Source organism: Pseudanabaena sp. CCNP1317 (assembly GCF_034931345.1).
Lineage (GTDB): Bacteria > Cyanobacteriota > Cyanobacteriia > Pseudanabaenales > Pseudanabaenaceae > Pseudanabaena > Pseudanabaena galeata.
Genome location: NZ_JAYGIF010000107.1, coordinates 31,550 through 48,864, shown reverse-complemented (window position 1 = coordinate 48,864; position 17,315 = coordinate 31,550). Strand labels below are relative to the sequence as shown.

Annotated in this window: 15 protein-coding genes; 8 read left to right on the top strand and 7 right to left on the bottom strand. The window is 43.5% G+C overall.

Annotation, left to right across the window (positions count from 1 at the left end; translation table 11 throughout):
* Window positions 1-204: 204 nt before the first annotated feature.
* Together VB775_RS19775 and aroH are read right to left on the bottom strand one after the other, a co-directional pair.
* Window positions 205-2,244, bottom strand: coding sequence for a tetratricopeptide repeat protein (locus tag VB775_RS19775; RefSeq protein WP_281007829.1), 2,040 nt, complete (start codon window positions 2,242-2,244; stop codon window positions 205-207).
* Window positions 2,245-2,317: 73 nt separating this feature from the next.
* Window positions 2,318-2,698, bottom strand: a complete 381-nt coding sequence (aroH, locus tag VB775_RS19770) for a chorismate mutase (protein WP_094533703.1) — start codon at window positions 2,696-2,698, stop codon at window positions 2,318-2,320.
* A gap of 218 nt (window positions 2,699-2,916) precedes the next feature.
* Here aroH and VB775_RS19765 point away from each other — a divergent pair, with 218 nt between their 5' ends.
* The gene (locus VB775_RS19765; RefSeq protein WP_281007828.1) at window positions 2,917-3,456 is read left to right on the top strand and encodes a hypothetical protein; all 540 of its coding nucleotides are present in this window, start codon (window positions 2,917-2,919) and stop codon (window positions 3,454-3,456) included.
* Here VB775_RS19765 and VB775_RS19760 read toward each other — a convergent pair.
* Window positions 3,453-4,097 carry a GAF domain-containing protein gene (locus VB775_RS19760; RefSeq protein ID WP_281007827.1) on the bottom strand — a complete coding sequence of 215 codons (645 nt, stop codon included), beginning with the start codon at window positions 4,095-4,097 and terminating at the stop codon, window positions 3,453-3,455. The two genes, VB775_RS19765 and VB775_RS19760, sit on opposite strands and share 4 nt — an antisense overlap.
* Window positions 4,098-4,378: 281 nt before the next feature.
* Window positions 4,379-5,206, bottom strand: coding sequence for a TrmH family RNA methyltransferase (locus tag VB775_RS19755; protein ID WP_281007826.1), 828 nt, complete (start codon window positions 5,204-5,206; stop codon window positions 4,379-4,381).
* Between the two features lie 695 nt (window positions 5,207-5,901).
* Here VB775_RS19755 and VB775_RS19750 point away from each other — a divergent pair.
* Entirely contained in the window at window positions 5,902-6,297 is a 396-nt protein-coding gene (locus VB775_RS19750; protein ID WP_281007825.1) for a DUF4189 domain-containing protein, read from the top strand.
* Window positions 6,298-6,388: 91 nt separating this feature from the next.
* Window positions 6,389-7,216: a prepilin peptidase gene (locus tag VB775_RS19745; RefSeq protein WP_281007824.1), complete on the top strand. Its 828-nt coding sequence runs from the start codon at window positions 6,389-6,391 to the stop codon at window positions 7,214-7,216.
* 200 nt (window positions 7,217-7,416) lie between these two features.
* Here the strand turns inward: VB775_RS19745 and VB775_RS19740 are convergent, their stop codons facing one another.
* Window positions 7,417-8,328 (bottom strand): phosphatidate cytidylyltransferase, encoded by a 912-nt coding sequence (locus tag VB775_RS19740; protein WP_281007823.1) that lies wholly within the window; start codon window positions 8,326-8,328, stop codon window positions 7,417-7,419.
* Between the two features lie 147 nt (window positions 8,329-8,475).
* Here VB775_RS19740 and VB775_RS19735 point away from each other — a divergent pair, with 147 nt between their 5' ends.
* The 5 genes from VB775_RS19735 (at window position 8,476) to VB775_RS19715 (ending at window position 13,499) form a co-directional block, all read left to right on the top strand.
* Window positions 8,476-8,949, top strand: coding sequence for a J domain-containing protein (locus tag VB775_RS19735; protein ID WP_281007822.1), 474 nt, complete (start codon window positions 8,476-8,478; stop codon window positions 8,947-8,949).
* A 44-nt stretch (window positions 8,950-8,993) separates the two neighbouring features.
* Window positions 8,994-9,266, top strand: a complete 273-nt coding sequence (locus VB775_RS19730) for a DUF3143 domain-containing protein (RefSeq protein ID WP_281007821.1) — start codon at window positions 8,994-8,996, stop codon at window positions 9,264-9,266.
* A 138-nt stretch (window positions 9,267-9,404) separates the two neighbouring features.
* Window positions 9,405-10,421 carry an aspartate-semialdehyde dehydrogenase gene (locus tag VB775_RS19725; protein ID WP_281007820.1) on the top strand — a complete coding sequence of 339 codons (1,017 nt, stop codon included), beginning with the start codon at window positions 9,405-9,407 and terminating at the stop codon, window positions 10,419-10,421.
* A gap of 80 nt (window positions 10,422-10,501) precedes the next feature.
* A complete protein-coding gene (gene dapA, locus VB775_RS19720; RefSeq protein WP_281007819.1) occupies window positions 10,502-11,395 on the top strand; it encodes a 4-hydroxy-tetrahydrodipicolinate synthase in 894 nt (297 codons plus the stop codon).
* 205 nt (window positions 11,396-11,600) lie between these two features.
* Window positions 11,601-13,499, top strand: coding sequence for a ribonuclease J (locus VB775_RS19715; protein ID WP_281007818.1), 1,899 nt, complete (start codon window positions 11,601-11,603; stop codon window positions 13,497-13,499).
* A 247-nt stretch (window positions 13,500-13,746) separates the two neighbouring features.
* Here the strand turns inward: VB775_RS19715 and VB775_RS19710 are convergent, their stop codons facing one another.
* Together VB775_RS19710 and VB775_RS19705 are read right to left on the bottom strand one after the other, a co-directional pair.
* The gene (locus VB775_RS19710; RefSeq protein ID WP_281007817.1) at window positions 13,747-15,030 is read right to left on the bottom strand and encodes a Glu/Leu/Phe/Val family dehydrogenase; all 1,284 of its coding nucleotides are present in this window, start codon (window positions 15,028-15,030) and stop codon (window positions 13,747-13,749) included.
* A gap of 188 nt (window positions 15,031-15,218) precedes the next feature.
* Window positions 15,219-17,276, bottom strand: coding sequence for a hypothetical protein (locus VB775_RS19705; RefSeq protein ID WP_281007816.1), 2,058 nt, complete (start codon window positions 17,274-17,276; stop codon window positions 15,219-15,221).
* Window positions 17,277-17,315 lie beyond the last annotated feature (39 nt).

The window sequence follows — 17,315 nt, the reverse complement described above, 5'->3', positions numbered from 1 at the left end:
TACGCCTTATACATTTATCAAGATTGTAGAATACTGATAAGCTAATTATAGCATAGATAACTTCTATTGATTCGAGAATCGCTCAATTTGTTTCTGGCTCACTTTCATCCCGTCACTCATCCTTGTATACGGATAGAGTGCGGGACTTCTCGTTCGCGTTAGTTAAAAACCAAACCCCATAAGGATTTTAAAAACACAAAATGGCTACTCAAATTGTGGCATTTCTAGGGCAACTGGGGCAAACTCTAGTTGAACTGCGGCTTGGCGGACTTTAGCAGCAAAGGCGAGAGGATCGAGGTCGAATTGCTCGAATAGTTCCCGTCCGCGCAGACAGCGTAATTCAGGACTTTCGGCAGCACCACTGACTACCCACAATACAAAATCCTTGTTGCTACGGGCATTTTCAATCTCGATCGCCGAAATTGCAAAGGACTCGCGATCGCTGGTAAAGCTCTTAATTACTACTGCTTCACTCAGATCATCTTTGGTACATTCAAGATCGTATCCAACTTGGGATTTATCTACCGATCGCACCATCCAGCCTTCACGCATATACTGCGCCATCACCGAAATCATCGCCAGTTTTTCGGCAGTGCTAGGATCTTCGATGGAGAAAGGAATTGGTTTTTCAACAACTTTCTCAACGACACGATCAACAAACTTTTCAACTACGCGATCAACGACCTTCTCGACTTCAACGAATTTCTCAACCTCAACTATTTTTTCGACTTCTACAATCTTCTCAACCTCAACAATCTTTTCCACTTCCACTACCTTTTCCACAATCTTCTCGACCTCAACAATCTTTTCGATCGCTTCAGTCAAATTAGATATGGCAGCTTCTGCGTTAGAGATAGCGACTTCATTAGAAATTGGTTCCGTCGCCATAATGAGTCTGCTAGTCTCTTCATCATGATCGTCACTACTATCGGTACTCGTAGACATAGCTAGCGGCCCTTCAGCAATAATTTCGGGCGGATTATCGTCAACAGCATTGGTGTCAGTTTCAGCAGCGCCGATCGCATAGCTGCTTCTTGGTCTAGCCTTAGGCAGAGAATCAATTGCAAGGGTTTCCAACAACTCTTTCGCTTTTTTTGCCTTTTCAGGTTTACCCTGAGTTTGATAGAGAACGATCGCTTTGCGGAAATCATCGCCTGCAAGGGTTTCATCGGCAGTGTCAGGCTGAGAATAAGCTAAGCCGCGATAGTAATAGGCATCGACGTTGCTTGGCTGTAACTCGATCGCATGGCTAAAGTCCCGAACTGCTTCAGGAAATTCCTTAAGAATATAATGGGAGCGTCCTCGTCGGAATACTGCCAAATCTCGCTCAGGGCTGATCTCAAGGGTTTTACTATAGGCAGCGATCGCCTGTTCGTAGCTCTTAAGCTTGAAATAGGTATTGCCTAGAGAAAAATGAGCATCGGCATAATTTGGATCAATGGCGATCGCTGCCTGAAAATCCGCCATCGCTTGCTGAAACTGTCCTAACAAGAAATTAATTTCGCCACGCTTGTAATAGGCCAGCCTCGCCTTATCGGGACGCATGGAAATAGCCTTGCCATAATCTCCCACCGCTTTGGCATATTCCCGCAAACTTACATGGGCATCGCCTAGCCCCAAATATGCCTTGATAAAATTAGGGTTGAGTTTCAGCGCTTGCCGAAATGACTCCAACGCATCTTGAGGGAAACCTTGTTGAATATCCTCTAATCCCCAACGGTAGTAAACATCAATCAGACTAATGCCCTTGCCTGCCCGAAAAGCCTTTTGGGTTTGACGTTCCCACTCGCGATCGAGCATTCGCACATATTCTTCACGAAATACACCCGCATCACTCTGTGGCTCAAGGGGCATTCCTTGAAAATGTGGCAGTTGGCGCAAATAATCTGTCCTGAGTGGCTCATCAAAGTTGACACAGGCATCCCAAGCCACCCATACCCGAAAATTATTAGCTTGTGAGTCAATATCGTAGGCTTCACTCAGTTCCCGATAACGAGCCGATCGCAGTTTGAGTTGATATTCACGATCCGCAGGAACCACTGTCCCCGAAGCAAAATAGCCCTGATTGGCACTACCAATCCGCTTAAAGTAAGCGCGATCGCCCGCCTTGAGCGTTTGAATATTGCCGCAGTTCCACGTAACGATATACTGCTCCCCCTCGGAGATATCGGCGATCGCTTCACGAATGAAATCGCGAATCTCTGGCTCAGTCTGTTCGTTACACAGAAAAATTCTTGTGACCATAGGGCTATTATCTTATGTTTGAACTGATTGTATCTAGAAAATAGAGGGAGTGCTTGGCACTCCCTCTATTTTCTCAAATTTGAGCGTAAACAAGATCGGGACGCAAATCACGTGCGCCATTTAAATAAATATGTTTGATTTGGTGCTGCTCAAGCGGTGTATTTACATGAATTAATACTCTGATACAGCGCTCTAAACTACCTTCAACATACATTTGCTGCACATCTAAAAGTGGGACATTTTCCCATTGCGATCGCGATCGGGCGATTTTGGCAGGAAAGACCACATCAATATCTGTTGTTGCCGAAAAAGTAGCACTTACTATTTCGCGCGGATCAATATCATTTTGTGCCTCGATCTCCTCCATAAGCTCTAGCACAGCCCTCTCTAGGGCTTCGTATGTATTTGCCTCAACTGTTGTTGCACCACGAACGCCACGTACACGCCAACCCACGTTTTACACCATCCGTACTGTATGTAAATGTTTTTGATGTTTAAAGTAACTAGGCTAAACCTCCAAATATGTACCGCTCGCTGCGCGAGCGGTACATATTTGGGCTTCGGTTTTTAATTATGCCGAGGTACTAATCATATTCATCATTTATCAGATTACCCCTAAAAAACAATGTTAAGTTAATTGCGATCGCCTAAAACATAAAATCTCTAGTGAATATGAGTAGTGTCTTTAAAGTTTCACCACTGATTCGGATTACTTTATTACTGTTATATACCGCGCTCACTGCTCCTTTGCCCTTTTTGAGCAACTTTACCCATGCTGCGATTCCTGCCTCATGGTTAAGTATTGGCTTAGTAATCGGGTTTGTGTTTTTGTACGGGGCGCTAAGCGATCGCGTTATTCTTGACGATCAAGGGATTAGTTTGGTTTACCCACGCTGGTTTCCAAATTTATTGCGTAAGGGGTGGTCATTGTCTTGGCAAAATATCAAAGCTCTCAAACCAAGGATTACTGGGCAGGGTGGCATTGTTTATTATTTTGTCAGCAAGGACTCAGAGCAAGCTTATTTGTTGCCGATGCGGGTAGTTGGCTTTACGCAATTAGTCAAACAGGTTGAAGAGCGCACAGGAATTGATACAAGAGACGTGCGTCCTCTGGCTCAACCTTGGATGTATCTAATTTTGCTAATGTTTACTCTTTTATTACTCCTAATGGATAGCTGGACGATTTACACAGCCTTAACTCTTCCCCATTAGACTAAATCTAAAGGACGGTACTTAGCATGTAATTGAGCATTAACTACTATTGCCGCAATGATTTCCATGCAATATTGCATCATCATGCCGAACTCTTCATTAAAATGGTTCGGTTGAGGATGCGTCAGCGTGATAATCCCGATCGCCTCAATGCCATAGATTAAAGGAATTGCCAAAGCTGAACGAGCGACATAGGGTTGATCGGGCAACTGTACCCATCGGTCATCGGTCATCGCATCATAAATGATGCCGATCTGTCGATGGCGAAAAGTCCAGCCAGCTAAACCCTCATCTAAAACTTGGGAAATCACGGAGTCTTTGCGATCTTTTGTTACAGGACTCCGAGCCAATATACTCTCCACAATCTCCCCATCTTCATCAATCAAAAAAATACTTCCTTCACCCGCATTAGTATATTGGGTGAGAACTTCCAATGTGTATTTGAGCGTAGTTTTAAGAATGAGGGAGCCACTTATGGACTGGGCATAGGCGATCGAACTTTTGAGTAAGTTTGTTTGTAACTCGATCGCCGATTGAGATGCAATTAATAGCGAATGCTCATCTAGGCTGGTCTGTAAAGGAACTGAGTTTAAGCGATTAGGGATTGAAGACTCTTGTGAGTTGATTTTTTTCAGGTTCATACGCAATTCCGATGTGCTGCTTCAAAAAAAAGTGTAATCCGATTTTTGGGTTTACAGAGCTTTTTGCAGCAATTTATATAGCAACGTAAGTTTTGCCCCAAAATGTAAGTGGCGGCGCTTTGCGCCGCCACTTACATTTTGGGATTTGGTTTGACTAATACTAATTTCGTTACTATGATCCAAACCTAATTTTGCCCTAGCTGGGCTGACCTAATACCAATTATCGAAAGTGTAGCCACACTTTCGGTAATTAAAATCCAAACCCAGTAGGAGTTTTAAAATCACAAAATGGCGTAGCCATTTTGTGATTTGGGATAAGATCGCTGACGTTTTGCTTCATAGAGTAATAGAGCTGCACAAATAGCCACATTTAAGGACTCAACGCGATCGCTCTGAGGAATTGATACCGCTTCATCGGCAAGTTCAATTAATTCTGGTGATAGCCCATTACCCTCATTACCTAGCAAAATCAAAGTCGGTTGCGTAAAGTCATAGTCCCAATAGGTTTTAGGCGCATTAGCTAATGTAGCAATTACTTTTATCCCCTGTGCTTGCAATTTGCGAATATCCTCAGCAATATATGCAGTTGTTTGCATCGCACAACGAAACCATTGCCCTGCGGTAGCTCGAATAATTTTGGGATTGGTCAAATCTACACTGTCACTACTCACCAACATACCGTCCAGTCCTACGGCAACCGCCGATCGCACGATTGCGCCAATATTTCCAGGATCTTGAATTGTTTCTAAGGCTAAACCTAAGCTATGGATTTGGGCAATTTCACGAGATGTTGTGCAAAATGGCATTAGTGCTGCTGCGATCGCTCCGTCAGGATTTTTGGTAGTGGCGATCGCTTGAAGTACTTCTTCGGAGACAATTTCTAATCTTTCGATTTCCTCAGACCCTGCAATCTGTTCATACAAATCAGGATTGGCGGCGATCCATTTTTCGGTGCAACAAACTATTGAAAGCGGATAAGCTGTAGTGATCGCCTCTGTCAGTGCATGAGTTCCTTCTACTAAAAATAGTCCTTGTTCTTTGCGATCTTTAGCACTCTCACCAAGTGATCGTAGTTGCTTAACTAATGAATTTTTGGTACTGGTGAGCAATTGCTAATTCCTAGGATAAATATTCTTTCATTCACATTTTAATATAGCCGTCACTATAGCGTTTTTCAAGCAAGCGAGTTACAAAGGTTTGTTGCCCCGCCGAAGGCGGGGCAACAAACCCTGTCTTCACTAGACTAATAAACGCTATATACAGCGCTCCTAAATGAGTTGTAAGATTTTGAGGGTTGTGAGAGTGCGCCCCGAAGGGGCGCACTCTCACAACCTATTTAGGATTGCTATATAGCTGTCACCATTCTTGTTAGAACATAAACCCAGATAGTGTGAGGCGGCGCTTCGCGCCGCCTCACACTATCTGGGTGTTGATTTGTCCTAATACAAGTGACTACAGCTATATAGTTATTTTATGTAGAACAAATATGGTCGATCATTCGATCATAATGTTGCTATGTCATCTTGAAAGAGGATTTGGAAACCAAATCCCTACATTTTTATATAGCTTATTATTCTTAAGCAGATAAAACTTAGTACATTCTCAATAATGGGTATTTTTATGGCTTTATTGAGAATTAAATCCTGCTTAAAAGACCAGCTAAAAATCTTTCTAATCAAAGGTTTCACGAGCTTTAATTCTCGCCTTAGGTGTTACAAATATATAAACGAAGTTAAGAAAAATATGACTAGTGGGGTAATATACAAAATATAGGGAGTCACCAATGGTTTAGAGAGGATTGTATATGTCTAAAAGATTCTGGAATTCTTTAGCAATCGCGGCGGCTGTTATCATCCCCACAATTTCTGTGGGAGCGCTAGAAGCTGTAGCTCAGAGCTTTGGAGCGATCGCCCGCTCTCCTTCAACTCAAGACAAAGGCTATTCTTGGAATTATCGAACTCGTGCTGCTGCTGAAAATAGAGCCTTGAGTGAATGTGAAAGTAGAAATGCTCCAGGAGATTGTGAGGTGATGGTGTGGGCTCGTAATGCTTGCATGTCCATCGCTGAGGGAAGCAATGGTGCAGCAGGGACTGCTTGGGCAACTAGAAGTAGGCAAGCGGAAGCCACTGCTCGCAAAGTTTGCCGCGATTATGATGGCGTAAATTGCAAAGTAACACGCACGATTTGTTTACCTAGATAAGCACCAATAAATCAATAATAAATAAAAAAGAGCCAAGCAATGCTTGGCTCTTTTTTATTTATTATTGATTTAACAAACTTTTCTTAATTCTTTGCTATTACTTGAATCTCTATTTTTACAATGTTTAGCGATCGTTCTTGGAGGCTGTATTGGTAGCTTCTTAAACGTGGTAATTTATCGCGTTCCAGCAGGTTTATCAATTTTACATCCGCCATCGCGTTGTCCCCATTGCCTACGGCAACTTGCGCCCCGCGATAATATTCCGATTATTGGCTGGTTTTTGATCAAAGGAAAATGTCGTTATTGTCATACACCTGTGTCATGGCGCTATCCTGCGATCGAAGCACTTACTGCTTTTCTGTTTTGGTGTGTAGCCTCATCTTTCGGAACTTCGATACCAGTCATAATTTTGTGTTTTTATGCTGCCTTTCTCAGTTGGTTGCTAGCACTTGCCATGATTGACATTGATACGATGACATTGCCTAATTCTTTAACGCAATCAGGTTTGGTATTAGGTTTAATTTATCAAATTAGTCTAGCTCTTATGAATACTGGCGATCGCCTCGCTTTTCCCACCCTGTTACTATTTGGGATCGGCGGAGCCGTCCTAGGTATATGGCTGTTAGACATTATGCGAATTGTGGGTAGAGTCTTCCTACAAAAAGAAGCGATGGGTGGTGGCGATCCGAAACTTGCGGCGATGATTGGCATGTGGTTAGGATGGCAAAATGTTTTGCTGACACTTTTGATTGCTTCGGCGATCGGTACTCTTGTTGGAATGATTGCCATATTTACTAAAGATTTAGGCAAACAACAGCCAATTCCCTTTGGACCATTTTTAGCCTTGGGCGGCGCGATTTCACTATTTTTTGGTAAGTCAATTCTTTCAACTTATCTAGGTTGGTTTGGACTAGCTTAATATCCAAGCCCAAGAAGGCGGCGCAAAGCGCCGCCTTCTTGGGCTTGGATATTAAGAAAACATCAGTTCGACGAAAGCGAAAAATGGTAAGAATCGCTAGGCGATTCTTACCATTTTTTGCCATTAGCGGCGTGCGAAGCACGCCGCTAATGGGCTATATCGAACTCATGTTAAGCAATAAGCAGCAAAAAAGTTAATGCTCAGGAAGCTTTATGGACAAGGGGCAGAATCAAAGTCAGGAAGTAATACACCAAAGGCGCAGTAAACACATAACTATCTGCTCGATCAAGAATGCCGCCATGCCCTGGCATGATCTGCCCCGAATCTTTGACCCCAGCATCACGTTTCATCATCGATTCCGTCAGATCACCCAGCAAACCAGCAACTCCGATTAATAAACCTAAAATTGCACCCGATAACCACCATTCATACCATCCCAGACTAAAAGCCCAAATAATCGCCGTAATGCAGCAGCATAGTAATCCTGCGATCGCCCCTTCTACGGTTTTCTTGGGACTAATATCCGAAAGTCTGGTACGCCCAAACACCTTGCCAAATATATAGGCTCCCACGTCGGAAGCCCAAATACAGCAAAAGGCCATCACTACATAAACGGACCCAGAGGATACGGGAAAAGTGATTTTCAGCCACAAAAGCTGATCGATATTGCGTAATTGATTAAAGAAATCAAACTGGTGCAGGCGATCGCTGACTTCAAAAATTGTGCCATCACCAAGCCCTCGAATCCTCACCCAAAAGCTAGGTAGGTAGCCGCCATAAAACAATCCCAATATCGATGCGGAAATATCAGAAATCGTGGCGATGCGTGACTGAAACAACAGATAAAAACAAATAAATGTTCCCGCGATCGGGATTACTGCATCAGCAAGATCAACTCTTACTTGTGAAACGATCAGCAATGCTAAACTGACAAATATCGTGATCTTGCTGGCTGGGACAATTTCCTTGGCTCGTACCAATGCAAAATATTCCATCTCACCAAAAACCACCAGCAATGCAAATGCGGCTGTGAATGCCCATCCACCTAGGGCGATCGCCGCTAGTACGAGGGGAATAACTAATAAAGCACTGATAATGCGAGTCCAAGGCATGAAAATAGCACAACTGAGAAGGTGAACAATTATGAAACCGATTTCAGGATTTTTAGAGCCAAAGGTTCTAAAAATCCTGAAATCGGTTTCATAATGAAAGTAGCTGTTACTTGTAGGCTTTGTCTGTAGATTATATCTGTAAGTGCTATGTCTAAAACCTATTACGCCATCCTCGGAGTCACTCCTTGGGCAAGTGAAATCGATATTCGTCGGGCTTATCGCGATCTTAGCAAGCTCTATCATCCTGATACTACCCAATTGCCTAAAGATGATGCCGTTGAAAATTTTCGCCAAATTAACGAAGCCTATGCAACGCTTAGTAATGCCGAGCGCCGCAGCGCTTACGATCGCCGTATTCAGTTTTCCCGATTTCAGTACGCAACCTTTGATAATGGTGTAAAATCCCAAAAACAAACACCCAAAAACCTCCAAACGGCAGATGATGATGGTTTACCTTCTGATCGACCATTATCTGGTGGTGAACTATTTTCACTCTTGTTAATTGGTGCTACGCTAGTTGCTTGTTTAGTACTAGTTGTTTTAGTTGCCCTACTAAGAGGCGATCGCCTTTTACCTGAAGCGATCACACCTGTATCAGTTTTTTGGACTTACTTCCCGTAAAACATTTCATAAATTCTTTGACAATTCCTATAAACTCGTCTGCTATGGCGCTTCCCTCCCCTACAACCCCACTCTATAATCATCCCTTGCCTGCGCTGGAAGCATGGCTAGACGAGCAAGGATGTTCCCAAGATCAGTCGAATCCTAATGTCTGGCGTGTTACGCGATCGTCATGGCAAGCAGAAATCGTGATGGATGTTGAAGATATCCGTGTGCGCTATATCCAAGATGCCTATGGTGGCAAAGAAATTCAACGCGCATTTCCCTATTCTCTCAGTCGCCAAGATGTTGAAGATGCAATTTTTACAGGTCCCTAGCCAAAAAAATTAGCAATATTCTGAAAGTTTGTTAATATATAGTCAAGCAAGACATAAATGACGAAACTATACATAAGTCACTTCATCGTCTTAGCAAAAGTTTTCCACCTAATTTGATGTTTTTATTTTGGAGGTTCATTGAGTAGGAAATATAACGTTGCCATTCTTGGAGCGACAGGCGCAGTGGGTACAGAGCTTCTGGCTTTGCTAGAAGAAAGAAATTTTCCTTTAGGTAAGTTGAAGCTTTTGGCTTCAGAGCGATCGGCTGGTAAGTCGATCTCCTTTGCTGGTCAAGATTTAATTATTGAGGCTGTTACTGAGTCATCTTTTGACGATATAGATATTGTGCTTGCTTCCGCAGGTGGAAGCATTTCTAAGAAATGGTTACCGATCGCCACTAAGGCAGGAGCTATTTCCATTGATAACTCCAGTGCTTTTCGGATGCATCCTGATGTACCGCTAGTTGTGCCAGAGGTCAATCCTGAAGCGGCTCTTCAGCACAAAGGCATCATTGCCAATCCTAACTGCACGACCATTTTGATGACCGTAGCCATATATCCCCTGCATCAGGTGCAGCCAATCCAACGCATCGTCGTCTCCACTTACCAGTCAGCAAGTGGTGCAGGGGCAAGAGCAATGGAAGAAGTGAAAGTGCAATCTCAAGCAATACTCAATGGTGAGCCTGCTATACCTGAGATCCTGCCCTATCCGCTTGCGTTTAATCTGTTCCCCCATAATTCACCGATGACAGAAAATTCCTATTGCGAGGAAGAGATGAAAATGGTGAATGAAACTCGCAAGATTATTGGCGATCACGATATTCGGATCACAGCTACCTGTGTACGGGTTCCCGTATTGCGAGCGCATTCTGAAGCAATTAATCTAGAGTTTGCTCATCCCTTTAACCCAGACAAAGCTAGAGAAATTTTGGCTACAGCATCTGGAGTAGAGTTGGTAGAGGACTTTACGAAAAATTATTTCCCAATGCCGATTGATGCTAGCGGTAAAGATGATGTATTGGTAGGGCGAATTCGTCAAGATGTCTCTCACCCTAATGGATTGGAATTATGGATATGCGGCGATCAAATTCGGAAAGGAGCTGCCTTAAATGCAGTTCAGATCGCCGAATTACTGATTGCTAAGTCTCTCATCTAATTTAATAAACTCCAATAAACAGTGCAAAACACTATTTAGCTAGCAAAATTAAGTTGGCAAGCTTCTATTTATGAGTATCTATGAGTGAAATCGATTTCGGGCGTTTACTAACAGCAATGATTACTCCTTTCGATAGAGAAGGGAAAGTCGATTATACGAAAGCAGAACAACTTGCCATGCATTTGGTGGAGACGGGAACTGATACGATTGTCGTGTGCGGTACGACAGGCGAATCACCAACCCTAAGTTGGGATGAGGAATACAAATTGTTTTCGGTGTTACAGCAGGCGATCGCTGGTAAAGCGAAGATCATGGCAGGTACGGGATCAAATTCCACTTCTGAAGCGATCGAGGCTACTCAAAAAGCCGCACACCTCGGATTAGATGGTACACTGCAAGTAACACCGTATTACAACAAGCCTCCGCAAGAAGGTTTATATCAACATTTTCGAGCGATCGCCGAAGCTGCACCAGAGCTTCCGATTCTTCTCTATAATGTTCCTAGTCGCACAGGCTGCAAACTAGAACCTGAGACTGTTGCCAAACTAGCTGAGATCCCTAGTATTATTGGGATTAAAGAAGCAACTGGTGATTTAGATCAAGCTAGTCAAATTCGCGCCCTCACACCAGCCGATTTTGCGATCTATTCAGGCGATGACTCTCTCACATTGCCATTAATGGCGGTGGGTGCAAAGGGAGTAGTTAGCGTTGCCTCCCATCTAGTTGGCAAACAACTTCAAACAATGATGCAATCCTTTGCCGCAGGCAAGGTTCAAGAAGCATTGCAAATTCATATTCAACTTTTTCCTTTGTTTAAAGCTTTATTTTTAACTAGTAATCCGATTCCTCTCAAGTTAGCTTTGCGCTTATTGGGATTAGATACTGGCGTAGTGCGATCGCCTCTAGTTGCTGGTAATGCTGACCTTGAAGCAAAGCTCAAAGTTGTACTACAAGAAGTTGGCATTCTTTCCTAGCAACGGTTAACAACTTCACATTTAGAGACATAAAGCTTTATTACTTCTGATAGTTATGAACTTGGGGGGAATACACCTTTTTAGTCATTCTATCTAAGTACTTATAACCACAGAGTTTAGCTTCACCCATTAAATTGAATCACCTTGAATATTCAGAATATTCAATTTTTACCTTTTACTTTTTACTTTACACAAGAGATAACTTATGACTACATCTAATGCACCAGCACTCAAAATCATTGCCCTCGGCGGACTCCATGAAATTGGCAAAAATACATGGGTATTTGAATATAATGACGAAATCATGCTCCTTGATGGGGGCTTGTCTTTCCCTGACAACATGATGCCAGGAGTAAACGTCGTATTGCCTGATATGACTTATCTGCGAGAAAACAAACATAAGATCAAGGGTATGATCGTCACCCACGGTCACGAAGATCATATCGGTGCAATTTCATTCCATTTGAAGCAATTTGAAATTCCTGTTATTTATGGTCCTCGCTTAGCAATGGCTTTGCTGGAAGATAAACTTCGTGAAGCAGGTGTTCTAAATCGTACCGAACTCCGCCGTGTTATGCCCCGCGACATTGTCCGTGTTGGTACTAACTTCTTTGTAGAATTCATTCGCAATACTCACTCGATCGCCGATAGTTTCTCGATCGCCATTAATACACCTGCGGGGATGGTGATTCACTCTGGAGATTTCAAAATTGACCATACGCCTGTTGATGGCGAATTCTTTGATCTTGCTCGTCTTGCGGAACATGGCGAAAAAGGCGTATTGGCTTTGATTAGTGACTCTACTAATGCTGAACGTCCTGGAATTACGCCTTCGGAAAGGGCTGTATATCCTAACCTTGAGAAATACATCATGATGGCAAAAGGTCGAGTGATTATCACCACCTTTGCCTCTTCTGTACATCGTGTGAACATGATTTTGGATATCGCTGATAAGCAAGGTCGGGTAGTTGGCGTGGTTGGCAGATCGATGCTTAACGTCATTGCCCATGCGCGTAATCTTGGTTACATCAAGTGCCGCGACGACTTGTTCCAACCTTTGCAAAATCTACGTCATTATCGTGACGATCAAATTCTAATTTTGACTACTGGTTCTCAAGGTGAGCCAATGTCAGCATTGACAAGAATGTCCCTTTGCAGCCATCGTCAATTGGAAGTACGTCAAGGCGACACTGTAATCTTCTCTGCTAATCCAATTCCTGGCAACACGATTCCTGTGGTGCGGACGATTGATCGCTTGATGGCTCTAGGGGCTAATGTGATTTATGGTAATGACAAAGGTATTCACGTTTCAGGACATGGATCTCAAGAAGAGCATAAGATGATGCTTGCCCTTGTACGTCCAAAGTTCTTCTTCCCTGCTCACGGTGAATTGAGAATGCTCAGACAACATGCAAGGATGGCGGAAGCAATGGGCATCCCTAGCGAAAATATCGTGATTGCCGAAAATGGTGATGTGGTTGAAGTTTGCCAAGACTACATGAAAATTGTCGATAAGGTTCCCTCTGGTGTTGAACTAGTTGATTCTTCTCGCGATGGCATGGTTAAGGGTGATGTATTGCGCGATCGCCAACAGATTTCTGGTGAAGGCATCTTCTCGATCGCCGTATCCGTTGGGCTGGATGGCAAGCTTGCCACATCCCCTGATATTCAACTAAGCGGTGTGGTTCTACCAATGGAACATTCGCAGATTATTTCTCTAGTTGCTAAGGCGATCGATAATTCCTTGTCCAATTCTTGGGGTAACTTTGCTCGTAATGTTGGTTCTCTAGAAGTTGACTGGACTGGCTTACGTGGACAACTTGAGCGCGACCTCACCCGTGTCTTGCGCCAACAAATCCAAAGCAAACCAGTAATCGTGTTCCTATTACAAACACCTCCAAATTCTACGCAATCTGCACCTGTTCCAGCCGCGAAGCCTAATGCTTTGGGTGTGACTTTAAAAGCAGGTAGCGGCAAAGTGATTCCTAAGATTGAGAATGGAAGTAATGGTAACGTTACGACTGCGAATAGTGAAGTAGTTACTACTACAGGTGCGGCAACGGCGAGTGCTGGTAGACGCAAGCGGACTGCGGCAACCGTCTAATACCAATGCACAAAATGGCGTAGCCATTTTACAGCAATTGCCGATCAAATGACCCACAGAAAAACGCTTGAAAGCATTGCTAAGCAATGCTTTCAAGCGTTTTCTTTGTTTGGATTCAAGTGCAAAGCATTGGATATTCTTCTAGTATTACAGCAATCCATGAAAGTATAGCGAAACTTTTATGAATTAAAAACAAAATCCAATAATACCAAAACACGAAATGGCTACGCTATTTCGTGTTTTGATATTATTGGGCGTAATAAGCCCTTGTTCCTTTAGCATCGATCGCTTCACTGAGGCGCGTCAAGGCATGGACATAGGCTGCGGTTCGCATGGAGACTTGTTTTTGGTCAGCAATTTTCCAGATCCGCAAGGTTTCGGCAATCATGCTGTGTTTCAGGCGATCGTTGACTTCTTCGATTGTCCAATACAAGCCACTACGATTTTGTACCCATTCAAAATAACTGACGGTGACACCACCTGCGTTCACTAAAATGTCAGGAAATACCATGATTCCGCGTTTTTCTAAAATTGCATCTGCTGCAGGTGTGACTGGTCCATTGGCAATCTCGAAAATATATTTAGCGCGGATCTCGTGAGCATTATGTTCTGTGATTTGATTTTCTAGCGCCGCAGGAATCAGGATATCGACATCTAGTTTGAGTAATTCTTCATTGGTAATGATTTGATGTTCGACAATATTACAGACTGAATCCTGACAGTACACAGCCTGAAAGCTGCGAGCCGAATTTTTATAGCTAATGATGCTCGGCACATCTAACCCTTGCTTAGCATAAATTCCTCCTTTAGAATCACTGACCGCCACAACTTTGTAACCTGCCTTGCTCAACAGATCGGCGATCGCTGCACCTACATTTCCAAAGCCTTGCACTGCCACGGTTGTCCTTTCACGTTGCATTTTCAACAATGGCAGCAAAGTTTCAATCGCAAAAAAAGCTCCCAATCCTGTTGCGGTTTCGCGTCCCAGACTGCCACCCATCGCGATCGGCTTGCCCGTAATCGCGGCAGGACAAAGCCGTCGTTGAATATTGCTATATTCATCCACCATCCATCCCATAATCGTCTGATTGGTCTGCACATCAGGTGCAGGAATATCCACATCTGCACCGATAAAATCAGCGATCGCATCGATATAGCCACGACTAAGGCGTTCTAATTCAAACTTGGATAACTGCTTTGGATCAACAGCCACGCCGCCCTTTGCGCCGCCAAAAGGTAAATTTACCGCCGCACACTTAAATGTCATCCAAAATGCTAAGGACTTTACTTCATCCATATTTACATTAGGGTGGAAGCGTATTCCTCCTTTCGTTGGTCCCCGCAAATCGTTGTAGCGCACCCGATAGCCTTGAAAAACTTTCAAGGTTCCATCATCCATTCTCACTGGAATAGAAACCTGCAAACTTGCTTTCGGAGATTTTAATCGCTCGATCGCATCTTCAGAAATATTCACATGGGCGATCGCATCGGCTAGTCTCTCGCTTGCCTGATCAAATAAAGACTTTGACACCAATAACTCCCGTAGTTTGTATTCTAGTAAGTCCTAATCATAACTGTTGTTAGGTAAAAGGATTTCCATCAATTGCGTAAGTCTTGGGCTGGCACGGGGGCGCAGCCCTTACAAGGTTCTAAATTTTTTAGGTAGGGGCAATCGCCCCGTGGTTGCCCTGCTTGGCTTTTAATCGCAGCAAGTAATTCTTAAATGGTTTCTTGAATATCATCGGAAGAGATTGTGGTGCTAATCTCAATTAGTGGAAGTAATACCCCGTTTTGGATCTGTCCATTAGTGCTGAGTTCACTGTGACAGAGATATAAGCGATCGCCTGTGCGATCCAGCAAATCCCTAAGCAATCTCTGTAACCTTTGCATATCGGCATCACGTTGATTCTCGATTGTCCATCGTTCCCCATTCCAACCCTTAAGAAAAAGCGGCGCACCAAATAGAGACGCGGCTCCACCCTGTAACCAAAGATCAGAACTAGCATCTAACCAAAATTGCCAACGATGTGCGGGGTTTGGTCTTGCCATCCGATATTGGATAATTGTCGCGAGGACTACGCTATCTTCAGGTTGATTAGGGGCATAGGGATTTGCCGTGACAGTACCTTGCCGAATTAGTTGAATAAAATTTTCGAGAATGACCGCATCTTCTAGATCGAGGCGATATCCCAGTTGCCAATAGTACTGAGCAGTTTCAATCAGTGATTGTAAAGTCGCTGTATGTTCATAATTAAGCTTGCGTGGTTTAAAGAAAGCCTGAATAGCACGATCTATAAATAATAATGGAGCATCCTTGGGCGATTGTTGTTCTATCCATTGCCGTAATTTTTCGTAGGCTTGAGTGGCTGCATAGCCAAGGCGATTCCATTGATTATAGGTTTCAGCTTCTAGGAGTTGCGGAGTTTCGGGATGTCTAGCAAAGCAATAGTCAGCGAGCATTCCAGCCCGCACTGGATCGATCGCTTCAGTAATTACCACCAACATCTCGGCAATGTGATCTCGGCTAACCAGTTGACCGAGATTGGGATAGACCAGTGAGATTAGAGTTAGTAGCGATCGCACTTGAGCCGAATAGGATAATGGCCGTTGATCGTCGAGGGGCGTAATCTTAATATTCTTTTTGCGAAGAATTTCAATAATTGCGTAATTGGCAATATTATCTAAACCGGGGGCAATGATTGCGATCTCGTTGGCTTTGACTGCTCCAGAGGAGATCGCTTCCACAATCGTTTCGGCAACATTACGGAATAGCTTAGCCCGTGAAACTGATTCAATGGAATGAATGTTAGCGTAAGGTTCAATAAATTGTAAAATTGGTTCGTTGACGACTTGTAGAACTGATTCAGAGACTTTAGCACCCAAAGTATTGTCAGCATGGGGTAAATTGATGATTTCGCATTCAGCTTTAAGTACTTGCCAATATTCAGGATCTGCTCCTAATCCCAACCTTGCCGATCCATCAGGATTAAAAGTAAACATTCCAATCGCCCCATTCTTAAGCAGAAACTTGCATAAGTCACAGGCGATCGCTGGCATCTCATCGGCGCGATCAACAATTATATATCGAAATCTCTCTTTGAGTTTCCGTTGATATTGAGGATTGGGAAGTAAGTAATGAGCAAACAAATCCGTAATGATTCCATAGGTAAGCAATCCGCGATCCCAGCAATATTTGCGCCACTCTAGTAAAGCTTCACCAATTTCTTGCCATTGTTCTAATATGTTGTTCTCAGTATCTTCAAGATTGTCGATCACATTAGTCTCGATACCAGCATTTAAAATTGCAGGAATTTCAGTGATCTCACGCCCCCCATAAGCCGCCAATAGAAACAAATCTAATAATCTACGTACAAGGCGATCGCGCCCAACCCCTTCCATTAGCAGAGTTCCCGTTTCGATGCGATTTTTCCAGAGCTTATTCGCAAGTTCTTGCTCATTCTCAACTCTCAGAAGTAAGGGAAACTGAGCTTTAAAATCTAGGTTCTTAACTAACAATGTCCAGAACAACCGCACTTCATCACGAAAAAAACTAAGGGGAGTTATGGCGGTGACGGGATAGCTGCCATGGGTAGCAATCATCAGGCGATCGCTAAGGTGGCGACGTTGTTGGGAATCGACAGTGAGAGCTAAAACTCTTTGCGATGCTGCTTGAGGATTTGCTTGGTAAGCAAAATCTGTTTCAGCCCAATCACTAAACTTCTGAACTAGGCGCTCAGTCTTGCCACTCCAACTACCACCCTCAATCCATAAATTCATGATGACAATGCCTAAAATAGATTAACCAGCAACTTGTAG